Genomic DNA, 25,841 nt, shown 5'->3' with positions numbered 1-25,841 from the left:
CTAGTTCTTGAGCGCGCCGTCGATGGCCTTCTGCGCGGCCGCGGCGGCCTTGGCCGGGTCGCCGCCCTTGACCACGGACGTCTCGGCGATGCCGAACGGCTCCCAGATGGCGGCCATCGCGGGGATGGCGGGCATCGGCAGGCCGTCCTTGCCGGCCTCCATGAACTTGGCGGCGTCGGGGTCGCTCGCCTGGACCTCCTCAAGGGCGGCGGACAGTGCCGGGGGCCGCGGGTCGGCGTCGTAGAGCGCCTTGGCGACGTCCTTGTTGGTCACGTAGTTGGCGACGAACTCCTGGGCGAGAGCCTTGTTCTTGCCCTTGGAGGCGACGAAGAACGCCTGCACGCCGACGAACGGGGTGGCCGGCTGCCCGTCCTTGAACGGCGGGACGGCGGTGATGTCGTAGGAGACGCCGGCCTTCTTGATCTCGCCGATCGCCCACGGGCCCGAGATGAGGAAGGCGCACTTGCCGCCGGCGAAGGTCGGGATGTAGTTCTCGTTGGTCAGCGACGTGCGCAGCGCGCCCTCGCCCTTCTCGCCCAGCTCGGCGAGCTTCTCGAACGCCTTGACCGAGCCCTCGGAGCCGAGCAGCACCTGCTTGGGGTCGGGGTCGCCGCTGGAGGTGGTGCCGAACAGCGCGCCGCCGCCGGAGGCGAAGATCGGGTAGACGTGGAAGGCGTCGCCCTTCTGGCCGACCGGCAGGCAGAGCACCTCCTTGACCTTGCCGTCCTTCTTGAGCTCCTTGCCCTTGGCGATCATGTCCTCGATGGTCGCGGGGGCGTCGGGTGCGAGCTCGGTGTTGCGGATCAGGGCGATGTTCTCCACCGCGTACGGGGCTCCGTAGATCTGCCCGTTGAAGGTCATCGCCTGGATCGCCTTCGGGGAGAAGGCCGCCTTCTGCTCCTCGGTGAGGGTGACCGGGTCGATGGCGCCGTTCTGCACCAGGTTCCCGATCCAGTCGTGCGCGCCGATCATGATGTCGGGGCCGCTGCCCTGCTGTGAGGCGGTCAGGAAGGTCGTCTGGTTGTCCTTGCTGATCTCCTTGACCTCGACGGTCACACCGTTCTCGGTGCCGAACTGGTCGGCGAACGGCTTGAGCGCCTTGACCCTGTTGGGGTCGGCCCAGATCACGAGGGTGCCGCCCGCGGTCGCGGGGGCCGATGACGCGGCGGATGACGCCGTGCCTTCCGCCGGGGTCTGTGACGACGATCCGCCGCACGCGGTCGCCGCGAACGCCAGAGTCGCGAGAGCTGCCACACCCAGAGCCCGGATGCGCATGGGGGGACCTCCTGAGGTCACGGAGGAACGGCGGCTCGCGCCGCCGCCGAGGTTGGCTCGACGTTTCCGGGACGTTAGCGGCTCTTTGCAAAAAGTGGAAGAACTTGCGCAAGAGCGTTACCCGATCATCACCCTCACGAATGGTCCTGACCTGGTGGACACCCGATCATGACGGCGGGACAGAGATCTGCAACTTTCGGAAACTTGCACTTGACCTTCGTGCGGTGAATCGGACATCCTTCACCAGAACCACACCGGACATCCGGACCCTCCCGGGAAGGACGCACATGCTCGGCAACGACGACTGGTGGCGGGACGCCGTCGTGTACCAGGTCTACCCCCGCAGCTTCGCCGACGCCAACGGCGATGGCATGGGGGATCTCGAGGGCGTGCGCCAGCGCCTCGATTACCTGTCCGAGCTGGGCGTGGACGCCATCTGGCTGAGCCCGTTCTACACCTCGCCGATGGCCGACGGCGGCTACGACGTGGCCGACTACCGGAACGTGGACCCGATGTTCGGCACGCTCGCCGACTTCGACGCGCTGGTCGCCGACGCGCACGCCAAGGGCATCAGGGTCATCGTGGACCTGGTGCCGAACCACTCCTCCGACCGGCACCCCTGGTTCCAGCAGGCGCTGCGCGGCGAGCGGCGCGACCGCTACATCTTCCGCGACCGGCCGAACGACTGGGAGTCCATCTTCGGCGGCTCCGCCTGGACCCAGGTCGAGGACGGGCAGTGGTACCTCCACCTGTTCGCCCCCGAGCAGCCCGACCTCAACTGGGAGAACCCCGAGGTGCGGGCCGAGTTCCGCGACATCCTGCGCTTCTGGCTGGACCGGGGCGTGGACGGCTTCCGCATCGACGTGGCGCACGGCATGATCAAGGCCGAGGGCCTGCCCGACGTGGGGCAGAAGGACGGCCCGCAGGCCGAGATGCTCGGCGACGAGCAGGTGCCGTACTTCGACCAGGACGGCGTGCACGACATCTACCGCGAGTGGCGGCCGATCCTCGACTCCTACCCCGGCGGGCGCATGGCGGTGGCCGAGGCGTGGGTGTCCTCGCCCGAGCGGCTGGCCCGGTACGTCGGGCCCGACGAGCTGCACCAGGCGTTCAACTTCGAGTTCATGATGGCCGACTTCCACGCCAAGTCGTTCCGTTCGGTCATCGAGAAGTCGCTGAAGGAGGCCGAGCTGGTCGGCGCGCCCACCACGTGGGTGCTGTCCAACCACGACAAGCCGCGCCACGTCACCCGCCACGGCTCCCTGGCCCGCGCCCGCGCGGCCACCCTGCTCATGCTGGCGCTGCCCGGCTCCGCCTACCTCTACAACGGCGAGGAGCTGGGCCTGCCCGAGGTGCTCGACATCCCCGACGAGCTGCGCCAGGACCCGGCGTTCCTGCGGCGCGGCGAGAGCCGCGACGGCTGCCGGGTGCCACTGCCGTGGACGTCGTCGGAGGGGCTCGGCTGGCGCGACCCGTGGCTGCCGATCCCGCCGGAGTGGGCGGCGCTGTCGGCCGAGGCGCAGGAGGACGACCCGGATTCGACGCTGAACCTCTACCGCGCCGCGCTGCGGCTGCGCAAGCGGCACCCGGCGCTCGGCGGCGGCACGCTGACGTGGCTCGACTCCCCCTCTGAGGACGTGCTGGTGATCGAGCGCGATCCCGGCCTGGTCGTGGTGCTCAACACCGGAGACGAGCCGGTACGCCTCGACCTGGGCGGCGAGGTGCTGCTGTCCAGCGGCCCGCTGGCGGACGACGGCGCGGTCCCCCCGGACACCACCGTGTGGCTGCAGCGCTGACCGAACCGCTGCACTTGCCGAATCTTTTCCCTTACCCGGCACATAGCGGACAAATCGCTGCATTTACCCTCGGTAGCCTCAGGGGATGGCACCCTGGTGGGCCAGATCCCTGCGGGGACGCTTCACTCTCATCGCGACGGCCATAGCCGCCCTCGTGCTCATCCCCGTTGCCATCGCCGGGATCGTCGTCACCAAGACGCTGGTCGCCGAGGGAGTCTTCAACGACACGCAGGACACCGCCGAGCGGATCGCGTTCGAGCTGCGCGGCGGCGTCCTGCCTCTGGGCGCCGCCATCCCGGTGCCCAACCCGACCGTCGACCTCGTCCAGGTGGTGAGCGCCGAAGGGCTGCTGCTGGGCGCCAGCGACGGCGCGAGGACCCTGCCGCCGCTCAGCGACATCCGGCCCACGCCCGCCGACCGCGTCATCAACACCACGAACTGCCTGCCCACCGAATGCATCCACGTCTCGGCGGTGCGGGTGTCGGTCTCCCCCGACTCCCCCATCGTCTACGCCGGCCGCAGCTCGCCCGACGTGCTGCAGACACGCACCCTGGAGATCGTCGTGGCGATAGAGGTCACCATGCTCATCGCCCTGGCCGCCTGGTCCACGTGGCTGGTCACCGGCCGGGCGCTGCGGCCCGTCGCCACCATGCGCGCCGAGCTCGACCGCGTGCACGCCGGCGACCTGAGCCGCCGCGTCACCCAGCCGCCCGGCGAGGACGAGGTGGCCCAGCTCGCCCGCTCCATCAACGGCACGCTGGCCCGGCTCGAACGCTCCGCCGAGCAGCAGCGCCAGTTCGCCTCCGACGCCTCGCACGAGCTGCGCACCCCCATCGCCGGGCTGCGCGCCCAGCTGGAGAGCGCCCAGCTCTACCCGGAGGACACCGACCTGGAGGCCCTGGTGGAGAGCGCGCTGCGCGACACCGACCGGCTGGAGGCCATCATCTCCGACCTGCTGCTGCTCGCCAGGATCGGCTCGCGGGTGGACATCGTCAGGGAGCGCCTCGACCTGTCCTGCCTGGTACGCCAGGAGCTGGCCACCCGCGGCGACAAGATCCCCGTCGAAGTGGACCTGGCGGACGGCGCGTACGTCGAGGGCGTCCGGCTGCAGCTCTCCAGGTTGCTGACGAACCTGCTGGACAACGCCCAGCGGCACGCCGAGACCATGGTCCTCGTCACCGTGCGCGAGGAGCGCGGCAGAGTGCCGCGCCGGGACAACGGCGCCGAGAGCCACGCCATGGTGGTACTGGCCGTGGAGAACGACGGCGTCGAGATCGCCCCGCACGACCGCGAGCGCGTCTTCGAGCGGTTCACCCGCCTCGACGCGGCCCGCAGCCGCGACGCGGGCGGCACCGGGCTGGGCCTCGCCATCGCGCGCGACGTGGCGATCGCCCACGGCGGCACCATCCGCGTCGAGGACCGTCCGGGAGGCGCCCGCTTCGTGCTGCGCCTCCCGATAGTATGACCGCCCGCACGGCGAAAGCGCCGCGCCTCCCGGCCGGGCGAGCGGCGGGAGGCGCAGGCGCCGTGTCAGGCGGACGAGCGGCGGAAGACGCGGGCGCGATGTCAGGCGGGCGACAGCTCCTTGGCGGGTTCGCGGGGATCCTCGTCACCGCTGTCATCGCCGTCGTCGAGCAGGGTGGCCTCGTCGAACGGCGCCTGCCCGGCGAGCACGCGTCCCGCGCGCTCCCTGTCGAACTCGCCGGTCCAGGTGCCGATGAGCACGGCGGCCACGGCGTTGCCCGCGAAGTTCGTCAGCGCCCTGGCCTCGGACATGAACCGGTCGATGCCGACGATGAGGCCCACGCCGTCCACCAGCTCGGGCCGGTGCGCCTGCAGGCCGCCGGCCAGCGTGGCCAGGCCGGCGCCGGTGACGCCCGCCGCGCCCTTGGAGGCGATCATCATGAACAGCAGCAGCGTGACCTGCTCGCCGAAGCCCAGCGGCGACCCGGTGGCCGTGGCGATGAACAGCGTGGCCATGGTGAGGTAGATGGCGGTGCCGTCGAGGTTGAAGGAGTAGCCGGTCGGCACGGTGATGCCGGCCACCGTCCTGCTCACCCCGAGGTGCTCCATCTTGGCGATGAGCCGCGGCAGGGCCGTCTCCGACGACGAGGTGGACAGGATCAGCAGGAACTCCCTGCCCAGGTAGCGCAGCAGCGACCACAGGTTGATCCTGGCGACCAGCCACAGGATCGCGCCGAGCACGACGCCGACGAACAGCACGCAGGTGACGTAGAAGGCGATCATGATGATGGCCAGGCTCTTGAGCGCCTCGATGCCGGTGTCGCCGACGACGGCCGCGATCGCGCCGAACGCGCCCACCGGCGCCGCCCACATGATCATGGCGAGGATGCGGAAGACCAGCCGCTGGAAGTGCTCGATGCCGCGCAGGATCGGCTCGCCCTTGCGGCCCATGGCCTGCAGCGCGAACCCGGTCAGCAGCGCGACGAGCAGCGCCTGCAGCACCGAGCCCTCGGTGAGCGCCGAGACCAGCGTCTTCGGGATGATGCCGAGCAGGAAGTCCACCATGCTCGCCTCGGCGCCCTTGGCCGCCTCCGCCTCGGCCCGCTCCCTGGCCGCGTCGGTGAGCTGCAGGCCGGAGCCGGGGTCGATGACGTTGCCGACCACCAGGCCGATGATCAGCGCCACCGTGGACATGGCGATGAAGTAGCCGAGCGCGAGCCCGCCGACCTTGCCGACCTTGGCCGCCTGGCGTACCGAGCCGATGCCGAGCACGATCGTGCAGAAGATGACCGGCCCGATCACCATCTGGATCAGCGAGACGAAGCCCGTGCCGATGGGTTTCAGCTGGACGGCGAGGTCGGGCGCGACGAAGCCGACGACGATGCCGAGCAGGACCGCCACGACGACGGCCAGATAGAGATAACGGGTGCGATCGCGCATAGGGGGGTGCTCCGGCGGTTTGGGAGCGGGTTTCTCTCCGTGCGACTATGCGCCTCACGAGTGATGCAGGTCACCATTGCGTAAGTTTCGTTCACGGGGAGGGTGGAGCATGCGGCGCTGGAGCCTGGCCGGCCAGATGCTGGTGCTGCAGCTGCTCGTGGTGACCGTCACGGCGGCGGGCGGCGCGACGCTCGCGCTGGTGCAGGCGCACCGGCTGCTCACCGAGGAGGCGGGCGGCACGGCGCGGGCGGTGGCGGTCAGCGTGGCGGCCTCGCCCGACGTGCTGGCCGCGCTCGACGAGCCCGACCCGACGGCGCGGCTGCAGCCGTACGCCGAGCGCGTCCGCGCCGCGACGGGCGTCGACTTCATCACGATCATGCGTACCGACGGCACCCGCTACACCCACCCGAACCCGGCGGAGATCGGCCGGCGCTTCCTCGGCCACATCGAGCCCGCGCTGCGCGGCCAGACGTTCACCGAGACCTACACCGGCACGCTGGGCCCGTCGAAGCGGGCGGTGACGCCGGTCGTGGCGGACGGCCGGGTACGGGCGCTGGTCAGCGCCGGCATCACCATCGACCGCATCGACGCCAGGCTGCGCGAGCAGCTCGCCTGGGGCGGCCTCATCGTGGCGCTCGCGCTCGGGCTCGGCGCGGCGGGCACCTGGCTGGTGACCGCCCGGCTGCGCCGCCAGACGCACGGCCTGGGCCCGGTGGAGCTGGGCCGCATCCACGAGCACCACGACGCCGTCCTGCACGCGGTCAGGGAGGGGCTGCTGCTGGTCGGCAGGGACGGCATGCTGACCCTGTGCAACGACGCGGCCAGGCAGCTGCTCGGCCTGCCCGCCGACGCCGAAGGCAAGCATGTGGCCGAGCTGGGCCTGGCGGAGATGGTGGCCGACACCGAAGAGCGCATCCACCTCGCCGGTGACCGGGTGCTCGCGGTCAACAGCGCGGCCAGCAGGCTCGGCACGGTCGTCACCGTACGCGACCACACCGAGCTGCAGGCGCTGTCCGGCCAGCTCGACGCCGAGCGCGGCTTCGCCGAGTCGCTGCGCTCGGCCGCGCACGAGGCCGCCAACCGGCTGCACACTGTGATCACGCTGGTGGAGCTGGGCCGCACCGAGCAGGCGATCGCGCTGGGCACGGCGGAGCTGCGGGCGGCGCAGGAGCTGACCGACCGGGTGGTGGGCTCGGTGCGCGAGCCCGTGCTGGCGGCGCTGCTGCTGGGCAAGAGCGCAGAGGCGGCCGAGCGCGGCTCCGAGCTGGTGATCAGCGAGGACAGCGAGCTGGACGACCTGGGTCTCGACCCGCGCGACCTGGTCACGATCGTCGGCAACCTCATCGACAACGCCATCGACGCGGCGAACCGGGTCGACGTGCACATCAGCGGCGACGAGCGCGGCGTGCTCATCAGGGTGGCCGACGACGGGCCGGGGCTGACCGACAGGGCCGCGTTCGAGAAGGGCTGGACGACCAAGGGCGACGGCCACGGCCTCGGCCTGGCGCTGGTGGGCCAGGCGGTGCGGCGGCTCGGCGGCACGATCGAGGTGGACGGCTCGGTCTTCACCGTACGTCTGCCCGCACCGCGCAAGGAGCCGGTGTCGTGACCGCGCAACCGGGCGGCGGGCCCATCACCGTGCTGGTGGTCGAGGACGAGGAGATCACCGCCGAGGCCAACCGCATCTACGTGGAGCGGGTGCCCGGCTTCGAGGTGGCCGGGGTGGTCAGGTCGGGCGGCGAGGCGCTGCGCTTCCTGCGCCGCAGGCCGGTGGACCTCATCCTGCTCGACCTCTACCTGCCCGACATGCACGGCCTTGAGGTGTGCCGGGCGGTGCGCGCGGCCGGGCTGCTGTGCGACGTCATCGCGGTGACCTCGGCGCGCGACCTCGCCATGGTGCGCTCCGCGGTGTCGCTGGGCATCGTGCAGTACCTGCTCAAGCCGTTCACGTTCGCGGCGCTGGCCGAGCGGCTGACCCGCTACGCCCGCTTCAAGGAGGAGGCCGGGCTCGCGGTCGGCCAGGGCGACGTGGACCGGGTGCTCGGCACCCTGCGGGGCACCGCGGCCGAGCTGCCGAAGGGCATGGCGCAGGACACCCTCGACGCGGTGGCCGCGCAGCTGCGCGAGCGGCCCGCGGGGATGAGCGCGCAGGCGGTGGCGGACGCGATCGGCATCTCCAGGGTGACCGCGCGGCGCTACCTCGAATACCTGGTGGACCTGGGCGTGGCGGCCCGCATCCCGCAGTACGGCGGGGTGGGCAGGCCAGAGTTGCTCTACCGGATCCCCACGCAGAGTTCAGGACGGTGACGCTGGCCGTTCAACACCGGCCTCTAGCTTCTGGGTGCAATCCGATGCACTGAGGAGACACCTTGCGAGTCCTGGCCGTAGTTCCCGCCCGCGGAGGTTCGGCGGGCGTACCCCTGAAGAACCTCGCCCTGGTCGGGGGCGTGCCGCTGGTCACCAGGGCCGTGCGGGCCTGCCTGCGCTCCGAGCTGATCGACCGGGTGGTGGTGAGCACCGATCACGACGGGATCGCCGAGACCGCCAGGCAGGCGGGCGCGGTCGTGGTGGAGCGGCCCGCCGAGCTGAGCGGCGACACCGCCTCCAGCGAGTCCGCGGTGCTGCACGCGCTCGACACGCTGGGCGGCGACCCCGAGGTGGTGGTGCTCGTGCAGTGCACGAGCGCGTTCATCGACCCGGCCGACCTGTCGGCGGCGGTGCGCAAGGTGCTCGACGGCGAGGCCGACTCGGTCGTGTCCGGGCTGCCCACGCACGAGTTCCTGTGGACGGCCACCGGCGCCGGTGTCAACCACGATCCGGCGTTCCGCCCGCGCCGGCAGGATCGCGAGCCGCAGTTCCGCGAGAACGGCGCCTTCTACGTGATGCGCGCCTCCGGCCTGCGCGCGCACGGTCACCGCTTCTTCGGCAGGATCGCGGTGCAGCCGGTGCCGTCGCGGCACGCCATCGAGATCGACGAGCCCGAGGACCTGGAGCTGGTCAGGGCGCTCGCGCCGTTCATCGACGAGCCCGAGCCGATCGACGTGGACTGCGTCATCACCGACTTCGACGGCGTGCACACCGACGACCGCGCCTACGTCGACTCCGATGGCCGCGAGATGGTGCTGGTCAGCCGCTCCGACGGGATGGGCGTCTCGCTGCTGACGCGGTCGGGTGTGAAGGTGCTGGTCATGTCCACCGAACAGAACCCGGTGGTGACCGCCCGCGCCCGCAAGCTGGGCGTGCCGGTGCTGCAGGGCCTGGCCGACAAGCGGACGGTGCTGCGCGACTGGCTGAGGATCGAGAACCTCGACCCCGCGCGGGTGGCGTACGTCGGCAACGACGTCAACGACCTGGGCCCGATGGCGGAGGTCGGCTGGCCGGTCGCGACGCCCGACGCGCACCCGAGGGTGCGTGCCGCCGCCCGCGTGGTGCTGACCAGGCCGGGCGGGTCGGGCGCGGTGCGCGAGTTGTGCGACCGGGTGCTGGCGGCCCGCCCGGAGCAGCCCGTCGCCGCCCGGCCCGCCGCCGCCACGCAGCCGGTCGTCGCGCCGGTCGTCGCGCCGGCCGTCTCGCCGGTCGTCGCTGGAGCGAGCGTGCGTCCGCGCCCCGAGCCGGTCGCGATCGGTGACGTGCTGGTGGGCGACGGGCAGCCGGTGTACGTGATCGGCGAGATCGGCATCAACCACAACGGCGACCTCGACATCGCCAGGCGGCTCATCGACGTGGCCGCCGACGCGGGCTGCCAGGCGGTCAAGTTTCAGAAACGCACCCCGTCGATCTGCGTGCCCGAGGAGCAGAAGGGGCAGATCCGGCAGACGCCGTGGGGCGAGATGACGTACCTGGAGTACAAGGAGCGCACCGAGTTCGGCCGCGACGAGTACACGCAGATCGCCGAGTACTGCGACGAGCGGGGCCTGCACTGGTTCGCCTCGCCGTGGGACGTGCCGTCGGTGGAGTTCCTCGAGGAGATGAACGTCCTGGTGCACAAGGTGGCATCGGCCGGCGTCGCCGACCACGAGCTGCTGCGTGCGCTGGCGGCGACCGGCAAGCCGATCATCCTGTCGACCGGCATGTCCACGCTGGAGGAGATCGACGCGGCCGTGGAGATCCTCGGCACCGAGAAGCTGATCATGATGCACGCGACCTCCACGTACCCGCTGCCGCCTGAGGAGGCGAACCTGCGCACGATCACCACGCTCAAGGAGCGTTACGGCGTGCCGGTCGGCTACTCGGGCCACGAGCGCGGCCTGCAGATCTCGCTGGCCGCGGTCACGCTGGGCGCGGTCTGCGTGGAGCGGCACATCACGCTCGACCGGACGATGTGGGGCTCCGACCACGCGGCCTCGCTGGAGCCGGCCGGGCTCGAGCACCTGGTACGCGACATCCGCATCATCGAGCAGGCCCTGGGCGACGGCGTCAAGCGCGTCTTCCCCGGCGAGGAGGCGCCCAAGGCCCGCCTGCGCCGGGTGACCGTCTGAGCCCGCTCCCCACACCCCCTGGAGACCAGCCGCTTTGACCACGCTTTCGGTCGTCGTGCCGGTGCGGGACGGCGAGCGCCACATCGCCGACGCGCTGGCCTCCCTGTGCCGCAACGCGGCCCCCGGCTTCGAGTTCATCGTCGTGGACGACGGGTCCGCCGACGCCACGGCGGACATCATCGGCGGTTTCGCCGGTGACCTGCCGGGGCTGACCGTGCTGCGCCATCCCACGCCGGTGGGTCTTGCGGACGCGCGCAACGCGGGCCTGGCGGCGGCGTCCGGCCGGTACGTCACGTTCATGGACGGCGACGACTGGCTCGCCCCCGGCCACCTGGCACGGCTCGTCGCGGCGATCGACGGGCTCGGCTGCGACTTCGTGCGCACCGACCATGTGCAGGCGGAGGGCCGCAAGCGGGTCGTGCACCGCGCCCCGCTGGCGCGACGGGGCGTGGTGCTCGACCCCCGCGAGGCGATCCTGCCCGCCGGGGTGCGCACGATGGTGGACTACCCGTACGCCTGGGCGGGCGTCTACCGGCGCTCGCTCGGCGATCTGCTGCACTTCCCCGGCTCGCTGCACACCGCCGAGGACCGGCCGTGGATCTGGCGGCTGCACCGCGAGGCCGCCTCGTTCGCGGTGGTGTCGCTGGCCGGCGTGTTCTACCGGCGCATGGTGCCGGGCTCGCTCACCCAGGCGGGCGACGAGCGCCAGCTGCACTTCTTCGACGCCTTCGAGCTGGTGCTGAAGGACCTGGAGCCGGAGTTCCTGCCCAAGGCGGTGCGCAACTTCTGCGCGCTGCTCGCCCACCACCTGACCATCGGCGACCGGTTCACGCCGGAGCTGCGCGCCCGTTTCGCGGAGCGCGGCAGGGACATGCTGGCCACGCTGCCGCGGGAGATGGTGGCCGAGTCGCTGGCGGGCATGACCGCCGAGCGCGAGGCCGCCCTGCGTGACCTGCTGCCCGGCCTGCCCGCGTCATCGGGAGCGCGCGCCGGGGTCCGCCGCGACCGTGAGGAGAGGTGACGTGCAGGTCTTCTACGCCTCGACGCTGTTCGGGGCGATGTCGCTGGCGGCGGCCATCGACGACGGCCGCTTCGGAGACGACGGCCGCAGGCTGCTGATCGTCTCGACGAACGCGGCGGTGCCCGAGGTGGCGACGCCGCTGGACGAGACGCCCGGCTTCGCCGCGCTGCGCTCCCGCTTCCACGAGGTGCGCTCGTGGAACGAGCTGATCGCCCCGCTGCACCCGTCGGACTGGCGGGCCCGCGTCATCGAGGTGCCGATGCTGGAGCGCCTCATCGGCGCCCACTGGGGGCTGGACGGCGTGACGGAGCTGGTGCTGGAGTCGATCGCGGTGCCGCCCGCGCGGACGATCGCCGGGCTGGTGCGCGACTGCCCGATCACCGTCTACTCCGACGGGCTGATGAGCTACGGCCCCACCCGCGACCCGCTGCCCGCCGAGATCTTCCGCCGCATCACCCGGCTGCTCCATCTGGACCTCGTGCCGGGGCTGGCGCCGCTGCTGCTCAGCGAGTACGGCGTCGCCCCCGAGGCCTTGCCCGCCGAGCGTTTCCTCGCGGTCGTGGACGAGGTGGCGGTCTTCACGCGTGCCCAGGCGCCGGTCCCCCGGCCGGGGCAGGCGGTCATCCTGGGCCAGTACCTGTCGGCGCTGGAGATCGTCACGCCGGAGGAGGAGGCCGGGCTGCACGAGACGATGCTCAAGGCGCTGGCCGCCCGCGGCCACGCCCACGTCGTCTTCAAGCCGCACCCGGCCGCCGGACGCCGCCACGCCCGGCTCCTGCGGGCCGCCGCGAAGGCCGCGGGCGTGCGGCTGGAGGTGGCCGGGGAGAGCGTGCCCGCTGAGGTGTGCTTCTCCGCGCTGCGGCCCGAGCTGGTCGTGGGCTGCTTCTCCACGGCCCTGGTCACCGCGTGGCGCTACTTCGGGCTCCGGGTCGCCTCGTACGGGACGGACCTGGTGCTGGAGCGGCTGACCCCGTACGAGAACAGCAACAGGATCCCCGCCACCATCGTGGACGCGCTGCTGCCGCGCCTGTCGGCGGACGGCGGCGTCGAGCCGCCGCCGGAGACGGACCTGCCGGCCCTGGTGCGCGCGGTGGGCTACTGCATGCAGTCCGACGCCTATCCCGGCCTGCGGCCGGACGAGGGCACCGCGTTCGACCCGCGCTACTTCAAGCGCCGCCGGCTGGAGGCGCTGGGCCTGGCCGAGCCTCCGCCGCCGAAGCAGCAGACCCGGCCGGGCGCGCTCACCAGGATCCGCAGGAAGTTCAGGTCAGCGCTTTGAGATAGCGGCGCACGCGGCGCTTGGCCCGGTAGCCGACCCGCAGCATCTTGGGCGGCACCTCCACCCTGAGCCTGGCCCTGCGCCGCGCCGCCGCGTGCTCAGGCCCGTCGAGCAGCGACACGGCGGGCGTGCGCGGCCCCGACTCCACCAGTTCCGACAGCCGCCGCGCCCAGTCGTCGCGATCTGCGGGGTGGAAGTAATTGGCCGCGCACCAGTCGGGCGATGCCGTGCGGAAGCGGCCCTGCGCCAGGTCGTCGAGCGTGCCCAGCAGGCCGCTGCCCTCGAACACCAGGTTGATCATCTCGGCGCTCACCCCGAAGTCGCCGAGCACCAGCGACGGCACACCCATCGCGATGGCCTCCAGCGCCGCCGTCGAGCTGACCGTGACGAACCCGGCCGCCTGCTCCAGGTGCTCGCGCATCGACCCGGCCGCGAACGCCAGCCGCCCCGGCTCCCCCATCTCCCGCCACAGCCGCTGGTACGGCAGCCGCTCGTTGTGCGTCTGCCGCTCGCCCTCCAGGGCGCGCAGCTTGACCACGACCTCCAGGTCCGGCCGGACGGCGGCCAGCGCGGCCAGCGACCGCAGGATCTGCTCGCGCTGGTCGCGCCGGCGCGGCACCTTGGCCTGGGTGGCGAACACCACCCGGTCGCCGCCGCCGGCGCCCCGCTGGGGCCGCAGGAACGGCAGCCTGGCCAGTCCCACCGCGCCGCCGCCGCCGAGCCTCGCGGCGATCTCGGAGAACTCGGCGACCTCGCGTTCGCTGTGCACCACGAACAGGTCGCAGCCGCTGCGGAACGTCCACGCCTTCTCGGTGGCCGGCACCGAGATGCCGGGCAGCCCGGAGACGAACACCGGGCGCGGCTTCAGCCCGTCGAGCACGTCGGCGACCAGCACGTCCACCACCGGGCCCGTGCAGGCCACGAGGATCGCGTCCGGCCGGGTGCGCTCGGCCAGCCGCCGCACCGACCGCGCCGACAGCACCGGCGGCGCGGGCAGATCGCCCACTGCGGCGGCGATCTGCTCGGGCGAGGGAGCGATCGGCGTGCGCACCACGACCACCTCCGTCGCGCACTCCGATGGCAGATCGCCGAGCAGGCAGGCCGCCCACTTCAGATACGAGTCGGAGTCGGCGACGGCCAGCACTCTCACCCGGGAACTCCTGTCAAATGCGAGCGCAGGGCGGGCGCCGCCCTGCTGGTCCACCAGTCATCGGGAACGTCCACCGGCTCGACGGCGACGCCGCGCGGGCTGAGCAGCACGCGCAGCGACGTGATCGCGGTCGAGGGGAGGCTGAGCACGCGCTGGCCGGCACCGAGGCCGCGCAGCGTCAGCTCGGCGGGCACGCCGGCGTCGTGGACGGTGATCCCGGGGCGCTCCCGGATCAGCGCGACGTCCACGGGGTCCTCGCGGCGGTGCGGGTAGTAGGCCAGGGGCTCGCGCGCGGCCAGGTCGGTCAGCCAGCGCAGGTAGTGGTCGCGGCGGACGAGGCCGTTGCGCACGAGCGCGGTGCCGAGCACCACCGTACGCTCGGCCGGGCACTCGGCGCTCGGCGGCTGGGCGCGCAGCCAGGCGAACTCGTGGTGTACGAGGTGCACGCCGGCGCGGCGTACGGCCTCGGCGAGCGCATCGTCCACGGGCAGCGCGGTGAAGATCGACACGTCGCTGAGGCGCAGCCGGAGGGCTGCGGCCAGGCCGAGTGCCCTGCGCAGCGGCCCCGGCGCTGCGCGGGCGCGCAGCAGCGGCCGGAACGGGCCTCCGGCGAGCAGTTCGAGCAGCCGCAGCGTGGCCAGCCCGTCGTCGACCACCACGACGCGGCCCGGTCTGGACAGCAGCCAGCGCAGCTGCACCTTGCCGGAGAAGGCGTCGCCCACGGCCTGCATGTGGCGCGGCATGCGCTCACGCGGCTCGGCCAGCTCCAGGCCCTCGGGCAGCGCCATGGAGCGCAGCTCGCGCCTGGTCGCCTTGAGCGGGCGCAGGCCGGCGCGCGGCACGATGGCGGTGGCCGGGCCGAGCAGCCCGGCATGGTGGGCCTCGACGGCGCACAGCATCTGGAGCGGGGACTCCACCCAGGCCGACGCCTGTTCGACCACTCCTGCCCTCCCGGGTGATGGGCCGTTCACGACCGCTTCAAGCTAGCCCCACCGCCTTAAGCCGCCAGAAACGCGACGTGAACAATGGAGGGTATGAACTCGCTCATGCTCAACACGGACGGCGTGCAGATCCCGCAGCTCGGGTACGGCGTCTGGCAGGTACCGGCCGAAGAGGCCGAGCAGGCGGTCCTGACCGCGCTCAAGGCCGGCTACCGGCACATCGACACCGCCGCCGCCTACGGCAACGAGGAGGGCGTGGGACGCGCGGTGCGCGCCAGCGGGCTGCCCCGCGAGAAGGTGTTCGTGACCACGAAGCTGGCCAACGGCCAGCACCACCGCGCCGAGGCCGCCTTCGAGGAGTCGCTGGCCCGGCTCGGCCTCGACTACGTCGACCTTTACCTCATTCACTGGCCGATGCCCCAGCACGACAAGTACGTGCAGGCGTGGAAGGCCATGGAGAGGATCTACCGGGACGGCCGGGCCAAGGCCATCGGCGTGTCCAACTTCACGGTCGAGACGCTCACCCGGCTCATGAACGAGGCCGACATCGTCCCCTCGATCAACCAGATCGAGCTTCACCCGTACTTCCAGCAGCGCCAGATGCGGGAGTTCCACGAGGCCAACGGCATACTCACCGAGGCGTGGAGCCCGCTCGGCCAGGGCAGGGGGCTGCTCGACGACCCGGCGCTGCGGGTGCTGGCCGACAAGCACTGTAAGACGCCCGCGCAGATCGTGCTGCGCTGGCACCTCCAGATCGGCAACGTGGTGATCCCGAAGTCGATCACGCCGGCCAGGATCGCCGAGAACATCGACGTCTTCGACTTCTTCCTCGACGACGAGGACCTCGCGGCCATCAGTGCGATGAGCAGGGGGCAGCGACTCGGGCCCGACCCCGACACATTCCACGGGGTGTGAATGTGACGGATGTGACTACCGGACATTTCTGATATTTCCGGCACCACCCGCCATTTAAGCGTTTTTACCTTCCGTATACGATCGCCGGCGTGCGAGATTTCACTTGGGGAATAGCCGCCACCGGCGGCATCGCCCGTACCGTGGGCAAGGTGATCGTGGCGGAACCCGGCATGCGGGTGGCCGCCGTCGGATCGAGAAGCCTGGACAGGGCGCAGGCCCTGGCGGCGGAGCTGGGCGCCGAGTCGGCGTACGGCTCCTACGAACAGCTGTGCGCGGACCCGGCGGTGGACGCCGTCTACGTCGCCACCCCGCACGCCCAGCACCTGCAGGTGGCCGAGGCCGCCATCGCGGCGGGCAAGGCGGTGCTGTGCGAGAAACCGCTGGCCGCGACCGTGGACGACGCCGAGAAGATGGTGCGCCTGGCCCGCGAGGCGGGGGTCTTCCTGATGGAAGCGATGTGGATGCGCTTCAACCCGCTCATCCAGCTGATCAAGGACGACCCGCGCTTCGGCGAGATCCGGTCGGTGCAGGCCAGCTTCGGCTTCGCCCACCCGTACGACCCCGCGCACCGGCTGTGGGCGCCGGAGCTGGGCGGCGGAGCCCTGCTCGATCTGGGGATCTACCCGTTCGGGCTGGCCCAGCTCCTGCTCGGCATGCCCACCGGCCTGCACGTCACCGGTAAGCTCGCCCCGAACGGCGTTGACGCGGAGGCGGCCGGCGTCTTGCTCTACCCCGGCGGCAAGCACGCTCTCGTGGCGACCTCATTGCTCGGGAATTACCCGAACCAGGCCAGCGTTGTGGGTACTCAGATGCGCGCGGACATCCAGGCGCCGTTCTGGGCACCGCAGCGGATCGTGCTCTCCGGGCCGTCGATGGAGCCGGAGGAGCACGTGCTCAATCCGGCGGACAACGGTTACGCCGGAGAGCTCCGCGAAGTCCGCGCCGCCACGGCCGAAGGCAGGACCGAATCCTCGATCATGCCTCTTGACGAATCCCTTGCCATGATGGGGCTTCTGGCCGAGGCTCGCAGTCAGCTCGGCTGACTTTACTTTTATGGATTTGTAATCCTCTTGCCTCGTGTATTACCTTATGGGGCATCTTAAGGCATACGTCCGGTTTGTCCGGCTATGTCAGACCATCGCACGAAAGATCACAGGTTTGTCCTGTGACCGCTGAATCCGCCACGTGCGGAACCGGGGACCCACGTCCTTTGGGGTGAATCGGCACTTCGGTGCCGTAGGGCAGCTTCCACGCCCGAACCCGTCAGCTAACCCGGTAAGCGGCATGGAAGCAAGGAGTAATCCCCTCGATGGCCAAGCACCGTCTTACCGCTGTCTCGAAGAACACCATTGCCCGCGCCGTGCTCGGCGCCGGCGTCCTGGCCTCGGCCCTCGGCGTCCCCACCGCGGCCCACGCCGACACCTCGATCGCCGTCGCCGCGGCCACCGCCGCGAAGCACCCGGACACCGCCCGCTCCGCCCACAAGGCGGGCGAGCGGGACGAGACGAAGATCAACGTCACCGCCGACCAGGTGCTCGCGGTCGCCAGGTCGCAGATCGGCACCTCCGAGAACGCCAAGGGCGGCGGCACCCCGTACCAGCAGTGGTACGCCAACTCCCAGCGCGCGGCCGAGACCGTCGCCCGCGACGGCGGCAGCCGTACCGCTTACCTGAACGCCGCCTGGTGCTCGATGTTCGTCTCCTGGGTCGGCGAGAAGACCGGCGCCCGCCCGCAGGTCGGCTGGGACGCCTGGACCGTCGCCCACGCCAAGTGGTTCGCCGCCAACAAGCGCTTCGGCCACGAGGCCAAGCCCGGCGCCGTGGTGTTCTTCTCCTGGAAGGGCGGCAAGGCGCTGAAGGACATCCAGCACGTCGGCTTCGTCGTCAAGGACAACCGCGACGGCACCATCACCACCATCGAGGGCAACACCGGCAACGGCAAGGTCGAGGAGCGGGTCCGGCCCAAGTCGCAGGTCGTCGGCTACGGCTACCCCGAGTACGCCTCCTGACGCACTCCCACCGGTGGGTGCTCCCACCTTCTTCGTGACGGCAGAACGCGTGCCCCATCACCGGGGTGCGCGTTTCGTCATGCAGGGCTCTCGAACGCCCGGCGCTGGACGGCGTCAAGCTCGGCGCAGAGCGCCGGGACCGCGACGAGGTCGTCATGCGTGCCGCACTGCACGATCCGGCCGCCGTCGAGCACGACGATGAGGTCCGCCATCCGCACCGTCGGGAAACGGTGGGTGATCAGCAGCGTGACGGCTCCTGGATGGCACTTCGCCGCCTCGGCGTACCGGGCGAAGACCGCGCTCTCGGACGGGGCGTCCAGCGCGGCGGTCGGCGACCGCGGACGTGGCCGTCTCCGACAAGCTCAGCTCCAGGCGGGCGGTCTCGGCGGTCTGCTCAGTGGCGGCGTCGATGCGTGCGGCGGCGCGGCCGCGTACCAGCAGCGAGGGCAGCACGGCCGCTCCGAGCAGCAGCGGAAGCAGCGGATGCACGGCGGCGAGCAGCGCCACGCCCAGCCCGATCCGCACGGCGTGCTCGGCCACCAGGGCGAGCGCCCACACCGCGAAGTACAGGTCCCTGCTCTCCCGCAATCAATCCAATGTGATCACATTGGTTTGCCCCACCCGGGTCGGCGACCCGGCACGGTTGGGCCGGTCAATCCGATGTGATCACATTGGACATCACCTGAGCTTACGATGCTTCGGTGATCCATGGTGAGCGGCCGTCGTACGACGAGCTGGTGTCGATGCTGGGAGTGCCCATCACGGTCGAGGACGCCCGCGCCCGCTGGGGCGGGCTCATCGAGGAGGCGAAGAGCGGCCGGACCGTCATGATCATCCGCGAGCGCTGGGAGTGGGCCGCGCTCGTGCCGCTGTCCAAGGTGGGCGGGGTGCTGACCGGCCTGCCGCTCGTGGGGCTGTCCACCGCGCGGTCCAAGCTGGGCGACCTCGTCCGCCAGGTCGCCGACCCGTACAGCGAGCCGGTGGTGCTCGGACGGCACCGCAAGCCCGTCGCCGGCCTGGTCGGCGCGCACGTCCTGCTCGGCAAGGAGGGCCCCGAACGCCCGTCCGCCGCCGACGCGCTGCTGGTCGGCGGCCACACGATCACGCTCACCCACAACCCGGCCGAAGGGCTGGTGCTGGCCGTCGCCCGCGACCGCGACGGCAGGGAGGTCTCCGCCGGTGCGGGTCACAACGCCCGCGAGGCGCTGCGGGACCTCTCCGAGCCTCCGCCGTGGCCGTGACGGGGCCGTCCACCGGGAAAGGCCGCCCGGTACGGCCGGCTCATCGGCCGCGGGCCGGCCGCGCCGCGGCAGGCGGAGGCCGCCCGGCCGCCGGACGGCGCTTCACCTGAGACCTCGGCGGACCACCGTCTCAGCCGACGGCCCGCGCTCCGAGCATCTCGGCGAGCACCGGGTGCGCCCGCCCCACGTCGATCGTGGTGATCGTGTACGCGGCCACCCCGGCCACCACGAACGGGTCCTCCGCCGCGATCCGTTCGGCCTCCTCGCGATCGACCCCGCACACCACGATCGCCCCGCCCACGGACGTGGGCACCGTCTGCCCGGAGGCCAGGAACACGCCCGCGCGATGGTGCCGCTCCAGGAATGCGACGTGGGCGGCGACGTACGGCCCGGCCGCCTCCTCCGAGCCCGTGTAACGCAGCAACAGCAGATGCAACATCTCACTCCCCTGCTCATCAGTGCCGCCCCATGATGGCACCCACCCCGCACGGACTCCGGCGAGCTGTCCCTTCACAGCGCCTTTACGTTGTAGATTTCTGAGAACGGAACGCCGTACAGCCGCGACACGGTGCGCTGCTCGGCGGCGAGATCCGCCCACCCGCTCGACGCGGCCCCCCTTCGCCGGGACACGCCGGCCTTCGCGCTCATCCGCCCGCCGAGCCCCAGCTCAGCAGCTTCGGCAGGGACGGATGGAAGGCGCACAGGCGGAGCCTCGCCGAAAACGCGGCTCACCCCCGCGGCGGGCGACACCCAGCCTCGCCGCAACTCGGTCGCCCACGCGGCGGCACAGAGGCAGAGCGCAGGGCCGGTGGGAGCGATGAACACTCCCACGCCGCCCGAGCGCGCCTCGAGCGGCCATCCGGCGCGGCGCACCTCGCCGAGCACACCCCGGCCCGGCCGCTCCCCGCGCCGGCCCGGCCGCCCCTGGCCACGGGGCGATCCGACCGGCGCTCGAGCGGGGGAGACATGCCCCGATGCGACACAAAAGATGCCTCTTGTGATGGGAGCGCTCCCAATCAGCTCTTTGCGCAGTATATCCCCATAAATCCGGTTTCATTCTTCCAAACCGCCCCATTGGTAACGGTTACGTTTCGCAGCATTGACGGGCCACCCACGCAAGTGCACCCTTTGTGGGAGCGCTCCCAAAAGTTCCACCGCGGCAGAGCGCATGTCGCGGTGCCCTCACACCAATCACCCCCAGAAGGGCTCCACCATGATGATCAGGAAGCGTCGCGGCGCCCTGGCCGCGGCCTCGGCGCTGACCGCGGCGGCGCTCGCCGTCGCGTCGTGCGGTTCCGGCGGCACCGCAGAGCAGAGCGGCGCCTCGGCATCCTCCTCAGCCTCGGGGCCGATCACCATCCGCCTGCAGACGTTCGGCGGCGGCAGCAACTTCGGCTACAAGAACGCCGTCGACAAGTGGAACGCCGAGCACAAGGACATCCAGATCCAGTACGAGAACCTGACCGACCAGTTCGAGCAGCAGTACTGGCCGCAGATGATCCAGTGGCTCCAGGCCGGCAGCGGCGCGGGTGACGTGGTCGGCATCGACGAGGGCGGCATGGGCCTGGCCAAGGCGCGCAGCGAGTGGTGGGCGGACCTGAAGGAGTACGGCCTGGAGTCGCGCAAGGCCGACTACCCCGCCTGGAAGTGGGAGAACGGCGTCACCGCCGACGGCAAGCTGTTCGCGCTGGGCACCGACGTCGGCGGCATGAGCCTGTGCTACCGCAAGGACCTGTTCGAGAAGGCCGGCCTGCCGAGCGACCGCGACGAGGTCAGCGCGCTCTGGCCGACCTGGGACGACTACCTCAAGGTGGGCGAGAAGTTCCAGTCGAAGGTCAAGGACACCAAGTGGGCCGACGGCACCAACACGCTGTACCAGGTGGTGCTGTACCAGGAGGCGGAGAAGAACGGCGGCGTCTCCTACTTCGACAAGGACAACAACCTGATCGTCGACAAGAACCCGGCGGTCAAGACGGCCTTCGACTTCGCGACGAAGCTGAGCCAGCAGGGCCTGACCGCCAAGCTGCGCAACTTCACCGAGGAGTGGGCGACGGGCACCCAGAAGGGCGCGTTCGCCACGCTCGGCTGCCCGTCCTGGATGCTCGGCGTGGTCAGCGACAACGCCGGTGAGGACGCCAAGGGCAAGTGGGACGTGGCCGCGGTGCCGGGCGGCGGCGGCAACTGGGGCGGCTCCTGGCTGGCCGTGCCCAAGCAGTCGAAGCACCCGAAGGAGGCGGCGATGGTCGCCGACTACCTGACGCAGGCGGAGACGCAGGCCAGCGTCTTCAAGGACTTCGGCAACATGCCGAGCAACACGAAGGCGCAGCAGGACCCGGCGGTGCAGGGCGCGAAGAACGAGTTCTTCAACGACGCCCCCGTCGGTGAGATCTTCGCCAAGTCCGCCTCCAGCCTCCAGCCGGTCTTCCTCGGCGTGAAGCACGCCCAGGTCAAGAACGCCATCGAGTCGGTCATCCAGGGCGTGGACGACGGCTCGGTCCCGTACGACAAGGCCTGGCAGCAGCTGGTCGACGACGCGGTGAAGGCCGCGGGCTGATCTCCCGCCCGGCCCGCCTCAGGGGCGGGCCGGGCCTGTTGCCGCCGAAAGGTCTGTTATGAGCCTCGACCCCCTTCCGCGGGCGACGCGGAGCAATCACCGCCGCGCCCGCCCGCCCGGCAGCCGCTGGCGTTCCCGTCTGGACGTCAAGGCGATGCCGTACGTCCTGGTGTCCCCGTACTTCCTGCTGTTCGCCGCCTTCGGGTTCTTCCCGCTGGCGTTCACGCTCTACTACTCGCTGTACGACTACGACCTGACCGGCACCGTCGAGTGGGCCGGGCTGGGCAACTACGCGGCGCTGCTGAGCGACGACGACTTCTGGCGGGCCACGATCAACACCGTGGCCATGTTCATCATCGCCACCGTCCCCCAGATGCTGCTCGCGCTGTTCCTGGCCAACGCGCTGAACAAGCGCATGCGGTTCCGCCTCGCGCTGCGGATGAGCGTGCTGCTGCCGCTGGTCACGTCGGTGGTCGCGGTCGCGGTGGTGTTCACGCAGCTGTTCGCCCGCGACTGGGGCCTGGTCAACTGGATCCTCGGCATGTTCGGGGTGGACCCGCTGAACTGGCGTGCCGAGCGCGTTCCGTCGTGGATCGCGATCGCGACCATGGTCGACTGGCGCTGGACCGGCTACAACGCGATCATCTTCCTGGCCGGCATGCAGACGATCCCGCGCGATCTGTACGAGGCCGCCTCGATCGACGGGGCCTCGCAGCGCCGGCAGTTCTGGCAGATCACGCTGCCGATGCTGCGCCCCACGATGATCTTCGTGGTGCTGAACTCCACGATCGGCGGCCTGACGCTGTTCTCCGAGCCGATGACGTTCTACAACGGCAATCCGGACGGCGGGTCGCAGGGCCAGTTCCAGACGGTGGCCATGTTCGTCTACAAGGAGGCGTTCCGTGAGTTCGACTACGGCTACGCCTCGGCGGCGGCCTGGCTGCTGTTCCTGCTGATCCTCATCGGAGCGGCGATCAACTTCGCGTTCGTGCGCAGGATCGGGGGCACGCGATGACCATCTGGAAACCGACCGTCCTGACGCGGGTGCTGCTCGGCCTCGCCATCTTCCTGTCGGCGTTCCCGCTGTACTGGATGCTGGTCATCGCCTCGCGGACGAACTCCGACGCGGTGGCCTCGCCGCCGAAGTTCCTGCCGGGCGGCAATCTGGGGCAGAACATCCTCGCGGTGCTCCAGCACCCCGAGGCGAAGTTCGTGGCCGGGCTGACGAACTCGTTCATCGTGGCGAGCGTCGTCACCGTCTCGGTGATCATCATCTCGACGCTGGCCGGCTTCGCGTTCGCCAACCTGAACTTCCGCGGCAGGAACGCGCTGCTGCTGCTGGTGCTGCTGACGATGGCGGTGCCGCTGCAGCAGATGGGCGTGGTGCCGCTCTACCGGCTCATGGTGAGCCTGGAGTGGACGGGCACGCTCAAGGCGGTCATCCTGCCGTACCTGCTCAACGGGTTCGGCGTCTTCCTGATGACGCAGTACACGCGCCAATCGGTGCCGATGGAGCTGGTCGAGGCCGCCCGGGTGGACGGCGCCGCCACGCTGCGCATCTGGTGGAACGTCGTGCTGCCCGCGGTGCGGCCCGGCATGGCCGTGCTCGGGATCAACACGTTCATGCTCATGTGGAACGACTACATGTGGCCGCTGATCGTGCTCAACCAGGACAACCCGACCGTGCAGATCGCGATCAACGGCCTCAACGCGAGGTACTCCACGGAGTACTCGTTGATCTTCGCGGGCACCGCGTTGTCCATCATTCCGCTCATCGCAGTATTCGTCGCATTCGGCCGCCAGATCGTCGGCGGCCTCATGGAAGGTGCGGTCAAAGCGTGACGACACAAGAGGAACAGACGCGTTCCGGGCTGCGCTTCCCTGCGGGCTTCGCGTGGGGGGCCGCGACCTCGGCGTACCAGATCGAAGGGGCGGTCGCGGAGGACGGGCGCGGCACGTCCATCTGGGACACCTTCACCAAGAAGCCGGGAAAGGTGCTCAACGGGCACAACGCGGACGTGGCCATCGACCACTACCACCGCTACCGGGAAGACGTCGCCATCATGGCGCAGCTGGGCCTGTCGGCCTACCGGTTCTCGGTCTCCTGGCCTCGCATCCAGCCCACCGGCTCGGGCCGGATCAACCAGAAGGGCCTCGACTTCTACCGGCGGCTCTGCGATGAGCTGCGCAAGCACTCCATCGACCCCTGGCTGACCCTGTACCACTGGGACCTGCCCCAGGCGCTGGAGGACGAGGGCGGCTGGCCCAACCGCGACACCGCCTACCGCTTCGCCGAGTACGCGGCGGCGGTCCACGATGCGCTCAAGGACTACGTCCACACGTGGAGCACGGTCAACGAACCATGGTGCGCCGCGTTCCTCGGCTACGCCTCGGGCGAGCACGCCCCCGGCCGCCGCGAGCCGGAGAACGCGATCAGGGGCGCGCACCACCTCAACCTGGCCCACGGGCTGGCCGTGCAGGCGATGAACGCCCGCCGGGTCGGCGGCTGCGTCAACCTGTACGCGGTGACGCCGGAGACCGACAGCGAGCGCGACCTGGACGCGGCCCGCCGCATCGACGGGCTGCAGAACCGGTTCTTCCTGGACGCCATGCTGCTCGGCCGCTACCCGGAGGACGTGCTGGCCGACCTGCCGATCGAGCCGGACGCCTACATCCAGCCGGGCGACATGAAGATCATCAACGCGCCCATCGACGTGCTGCTGGTCAACTACTACAGCCGCTTCACGGTCTCGGGCGCTCCCGGCGGCAGGCAGTCGGCGGCCGCGGCGCCCACCGACTCGGGCTCGCCGTGGGTCGGCAGCGAGCACGTCTCGTTCGTCAGCGGGGGCCGCCCGGTGACGGCGATGGGCTGGGAGATCGACGAGAGCGGCCTGGTGGAGATCCTCACCAGAGTGGCGCGCGAGTACCCGCCGATCCCGATGGTGGTCTCCGAGAACGGCGCCGCCTTCGACGACGTGCTGGAGGACGGCCGGGTCCACGACACGGAGCGCCGGGCGTACGTGGAGGCGCATCTGGGCGCCTGCAAGGAGGCCATCGACAAGGGCGTGCCTCTTGAGGGCTATTTCGCCTGGTCGTTGATGGACAACTTCGAGTGGGCCTGGGGTTACGGCAAGCGCTTCGGCCTCGTTCGGGTGGACTTCGAGACGCAGGAGCGGGTGCTGAAGGACAGCGCACTCTGGTACTCGGAGATCATCCGGCAGAATAGGCGTTATGAACCGACCGACTCTTGAGGCAGTCGCTGCTCGGGCCGGGGTGGGCCGGGGCACGGTGTCGAGAGTCATCAACGGCTCGCCGAACGTCAGCGCGAAGGCCCGCGAGGCCGTCGAGCTGGCGATCCGCGAGCTGGGCTACGTGCCCAACCGTGCGGCGCGCGCCCTGGTGACGCGCCGCACGGACACGGTGGCGCTGGTGGTGTCCGAGTCCCAGTTCCGCGTCTTCGACGAGCCGTACTTCGCGGGCACGATCCGCGGCATCGGCTCGGCGCTGGCCGAGACCGGGTTGCAGCTCATCCTCGCGATGGCGCGCACCCCGGAGGAGCACGCGCGGCTCGAGCACTACCTGACGGGCCAGCACGTCGACGGCGTGCTGCTGCTGTCCCTGCACGGGGCCGACCCGTTGCCGGGCAGGCTGGAGGCGATGGGAGTGCCGACCGTGCTGGGCGGCCGCCCCGTCGGCCTCGACCCCTACAGCTATGTGGACATGGACAACAGGGCAGGGGCCAGGCAGGCGGTCAAACACCTGCTGAGCCTCGGCCGCACCGCGATCGCCACGATCGCCGGCTCCCAGGACATGGGTGTGGGCGTCGACCGGCTCTCGGGCTACCGAGACGCGCTGCTGCCGACGGGCCTTCCCGAGCTCGTGGCCTACGGTGACTTCTCCGAGCACAGCGGCGCGGCCGCGATGACCGAGCTGCTGCGCGCCCACCCCGATCTCGATGCGGTCTTCGCCGCCTCCGACCCGATGGCGCTGGGCGCGATGCGCGTGCTCAAGGCCGAAGGGCGCCGGATCCCCGACGACGTGGCGGTGATCGGCTTCGACGACTCCAAGGCGGCGCTGCACGCCGACCCGCCGCTGACCACGGTGCACCAGCCGACCGAGGCGATGGGACGGCAGATGGCGCAGCTTCTGGTGGCCCGCATCAACGGCGAAGAGCTGCGCCAGCCCGTGGTGATCCTCGACACTCACCTCGTACGCAGGGAGTCCGCCTGACGGACCGGCGCGCACGCGGGTGAGCAGCGGCACGAGAGGCAGGGTGAGG

General features: G+C 70.9%; 23 protein-coding genes and 1 riboswitch. Of the genes, 16 read left to right on the top strand and 7 right to left on the bottom strand.

What is annotated here, in order from left to right:
• Complete coding sequence (locus tag ACFMQL_RS29415; RefSeq protein ID WP_378788022.1) at positions 1–1,275, bottom strand: extracellular solute-binding protein; 1,275 nt, start codon at positions 1,273–1,275, stop codon at positions 1–3.
• A gap of 287 nt (positions 1,276–1,562) precedes the next feature.
• On the opposite strand from ACFMQL_RS29415, the gene ACFMQL_RS29410 reads away from it, so the two are divergent.
• Positions 1,563–3,071: a glycoside hydrolase family 13 protein gene (locus tag ACFMQL_RS29410; protein ID WP_364053965.1), complete on the top strand. Its 1,509-nt coding sequence runs from the start codon at positions 1,563–1,565 to the stop codon at positions 3,069–3,071.
• A gap of 85 nt (positions 3,072–3,156) precedes the next feature.
• Positions 3,157–4,536, top strand: coding sequence for a sensor histidine kinase (locus ACFMQL_RS29405; RefSeq protein ID WP_378788020.1), 1,380 nt, complete (start codon positions 3,157–3,159; stop codon positions 4,534–4,536).
• A 101-nt stretch (positions 4,537–4,637) separates the two neighbouring features.
• On the opposite strand, the gene ACFMQL_RS29400 is transcribed toward ACFMQL_RS29405, so the two are convergent.
• Positions 4,638–5,975: a cation:dicarboxylate symporter family transporter gene (locus ACFMQL_RS29400; protein ID WP_364053971.1), complete on the bottom strand. Its 1,338-nt coding sequence runs from the start codon at positions 5,973–5,975 to the stop codon at positions 4,638–4,640.
• A gap of 109 nt (positions 5,976–6,084) precedes the next feature.
• On the opposite strand from ACFMQL_RS29400, the gene ACFMQL_RS29395 reads away from it, so the two are divergent.
• The 5 genes from ACFMQL_RS29395 (at position 6,085) to ACFMQL_RS29375 (ending at position 12,753) form a co-directional block, all read left to right on the top strand.
• Positions 6,085–7,584, top strand: a complete 1,500-nt coding sequence (locus ACFMQL_RS29395) for an ATP-binding protein (protein WP_378788018.1) — start codon at positions 6,085–6,087, stop codon at positions 7,582–7,584.
• Entirely contained in the window at positions 7,581–8,282 is a 702-nt protein-coding gene (locus ACFMQL_RS29390) for a response regulator (protein ID WP_364053977.1), read from the top strand. The genes ACFMQL_RS29395 and ACFMQL_RS29390 overlap by 4 nt, the downstream gene beginning before the upstream one ends.
• Positions 8,283–8,344: 62 nt before the next feature.
• On the top strand, positions 8,345–10,453 hold the full coding sequence (locus ACFMQL_RS29385; protein WP_378788016.1) for an N-acetylneuraminate synthase family protein: 2,109 nt from the start codon (positions 8,345–8,347) through the stop codon (positions 10,451–10,453).
• Positions 10,454–10,487: 34 nt separating this feature from the next.
• Positions 10,488–11,474, top strand: a complete 987-nt coding sequence (locus ACFMQL_RS29380; protein WP_364053983.1) for a glycosyltransferase family 2 protein — start codon at positions 10,488–10,490, stop codon at positions 11,472–11,474.
• A gap of 1 nt (position 11,475) precedes the next feature.
• Positions 11,476–12,753: a polysialyltransferase family glycosyltransferase gene (locus ACFMQL_RS29375; RefSeq protein ID WP_378788014.1), complete on the top strand. Its 1,278-nt coding sequence runs from the start codon at positions 11,476–11,478 to the stop codon at positions 12,751–12,753.
• On the opposite strand, the gene ACFMQL_RS29370 is transcribed toward ACFMQL_RS29375, so the two are convergent.
• A complete protein-coding gene (locus ACFMQL_RS29370; protein WP_364053989.1) occupies positions 12,737–13,903 on the bottom strand; it encodes a DUF6716 putative glycosyltransferase in 1,167 nt (388 codons plus the stop codon). The two genes, ACFMQL_RS29375 and ACFMQL_RS29370, sit on opposite strands and share 17 nt — an antisense overlap.
• Positions 13,900–14,844 carry a hypothetical protein gene (locus ACFMQL_RS29365; RefSeq protein WP_378788012.1) on the bottom strand — a complete coding sequence of 315 codons (945 nt, stop codon included), beginning with the start codon at positions 14,842–14,844 and terminating at the stop codon, positions 13,900–13,902. Before ACFMQL_RS29365 ends, ACFMQL_RS29370 begins: the two co-directional genes overlap by 4 nt.
• Before the next feature lie 93 nt (positions 14,845–14,937).
• Between ACFMQL_RS29365 and ACFMQL_RS29360 the strand changes: the two genes are divergently transcribed.
• The 3 genes from ACFMQL_RS29360 (at position 14,938) to ACFMQL_RS29350 (ending at position 17,767) form a co-directional block, all read left to right on the top strand.
• The gene (locus tag ACFMQL_RS29360) at positions 14,938–15,759 is read left to right on the top strand and encodes an aldo/keto reductase (protein ID WP_378788010.1); all 822 of its coding nucleotides are present in this window, start codon (positions 14,938–14,940) and stop codon (positions 15,757–15,759) included.
• Between the two features lie 89 nt (positions 15,760–15,848).
• Positions 15,849–16,802, top strand: coding sequence for a Gfo/Idh/MocA family oxidoreductase (locus ACFMQL_RS29355; RefSeq protein ID WP_364053998.1), 954 nt, complete (start codon positions 15,849–15,851; stop codon positions 16,800–16,802).
• Positions 16,803–16,919: 117 nt separating this feature from the next.
• A riboswitch (cyclic di-AMP (ydaO/yuaA leader) is annotated at positions 16,920–17,056 on the top strand.
• Between the two features lie 12 nt (positions 17,057–17,068).
• Positions 17,069–17,767 (top strand): CHAP domain-containing protein, encoded by a 699-nt coding sequence (locus ACFMQL_RS29350; protein WP_364054001.1) that lies wholly within the window; start codon positions 17,069–17,071, stop codon positions 17,765–17,767.
• 153 nt (positions 17,768–17,920) lie between these two features.
• Here ACFMQL_RS29350 and ACFMQL_RS29345 read toward each other — a convergent pair whose 3' ends face one another.
• Positions 17,921–18,355, bottom strand: a complete 435-nt coding sequence (locus ACFMQL_RS29345; RefSeq protein ID WP_378788008.1) for a hypothetical protein — start codon at positions 18,353–18,355, stop codon at positions 17,921–17,923.
• Positions 18,356–18,468: 113 nt separating this feature from the next.
• On the opposite strand from ACFMQL_RS29345, the gene ACFMQL_RS29340 reads away from it, so the two are divergent.
• Positions 18,469–19,008 carry a hypothetical protein gene (locus ACFMQL_RS29340; RefSeq protein ID WP_378788006.1) on the top strand — a complete coding sequence of 180 codons (540 nt, stop codon included), beginning with the start codon at positions 18,469–18,471 and terminating at the stop codon, positions 19,006–19,008.
• Positions 19,009–19,138: 130 nt separating this feature from the next.
• On the opposite strand, the gene ACFMQL_RS29335 is transcribed toward ACFMQL_RS29340, so the two are convergent.
• Positions 19,139–19,447 (bottom strand): YciI family protein, encoded by a 309-nt coding sequence (locus tag ACFMQL_RS29335; protein ID WP_364054008.1) that lies wholly within the window; start codon positions 19,445–19,447, stop codon positions 19,139–19,141.
• A 71-nt stretch (positions 19,448–19,518) separates the two neighbouring features.
• Positions 19,519–19,893, bottom strand: a complete 375-nt coding sequence (locus ACFMQL_RS29330; RefSeq protein WP_378788004.1) for a hypothetical protein — start codon at positions 19,891–19,893, stop codon at positions 19,519–19,521.
• A gap of 328 nt (positions 19,894–20,221) precedes the next feature.
• Between ACFMQL_RS29330 and ACFMQL_RS29325 the strand changes: the two genes are divergently transcribed.
• The 5 genes from ACFMQL_RS29325 to ACFMQL_RS29305 are packed head-to-tail and all read left to right on the top strand — an operon-like array spanning position 20,222 to position 25,792.
• Positions 20,222–21,562, top strand: coding sequence for an extracellular solute-binding protein (locus tag ACFMQL_RS29325; RefSeq protein ID WP_378788002.1), 1,341 nt, complete (start codon positions 20,222–20,224; stop codon positions 21,560–21,562).
• Between the two features lie 58 nt (positions 21,563–21,620).
• On the top strand, positions 21,621–22,577 hold the full coding sequence (locus tag ACFMQL_RS29320; RefSeq protein WP_364054014.1) for a sugar ABC transporter permease: 957 nt from the start codon (positions 21,621–21,623) through the stop codon (positions 22,575–22,577).
• Positions 22,574–23,404 (top strand): carbohydrate ABC transporter permease, encoded by an 831-nt coding sequence (locus tag ACFMQL_RS29315; RefSeq protein WP_364054017.1) that lies wholly within the window; start codon positions 22,574–22,576, stop codon positions 23,402–23,404. Before ACFMQL_RS29320 ends, ACFMQL_RS29315 begins: the two co-directional genes overlap by 4 nt.
• Positions 23,401–24,813 (top strand): GH1 family beta-glucosidase, encoded by a 1,413-nt coding sequence (locus ACFMQL_RS29310; RefSeq protein ID WP_364054020.1) that lies wholly within the window; start codon positions 23,401–23,403, stop codon positions 24,811–24,813. Before ACFMQL_RS29315 ends, ACFMQL_RS29310 begins: the two co-directional genes overlap by 4 nt.
• Positions 24,794–25,792, top strand: a complete 999-nt coding sequence (locus ACFMQL_RS29305; protein ID WP_364054023.1) for a LacI family DNA-binding transcriptional regulator — start codon at positions 24,794–24,796, stop codon at positions 25,790–25,792. Before ACFMQL_RS29310 ends, ACFMQL_RS29305 begins: the two co-directional genes overlap by 20 nt.
• The last annotated feature ends 49 nt before the right edge of the window (positions 25,793–25,841 follow it).

Source organism: Nonomuraea fastidiosa, assembly GCF_042751225.1.
Taxonomy (GTDB): domain Bacteria; phylum Actinomycetota; class Actinomycetes; order Streptosporangiales; family Streptosporangiaceae; genus Nonomuraea; species Nonomuraea fastidiosa.
The sequence above is the reverse complement of the archived record's forward strand: the minus strand, read 5'-3'. Positions and strand labels throughout refer to the sequence as shown.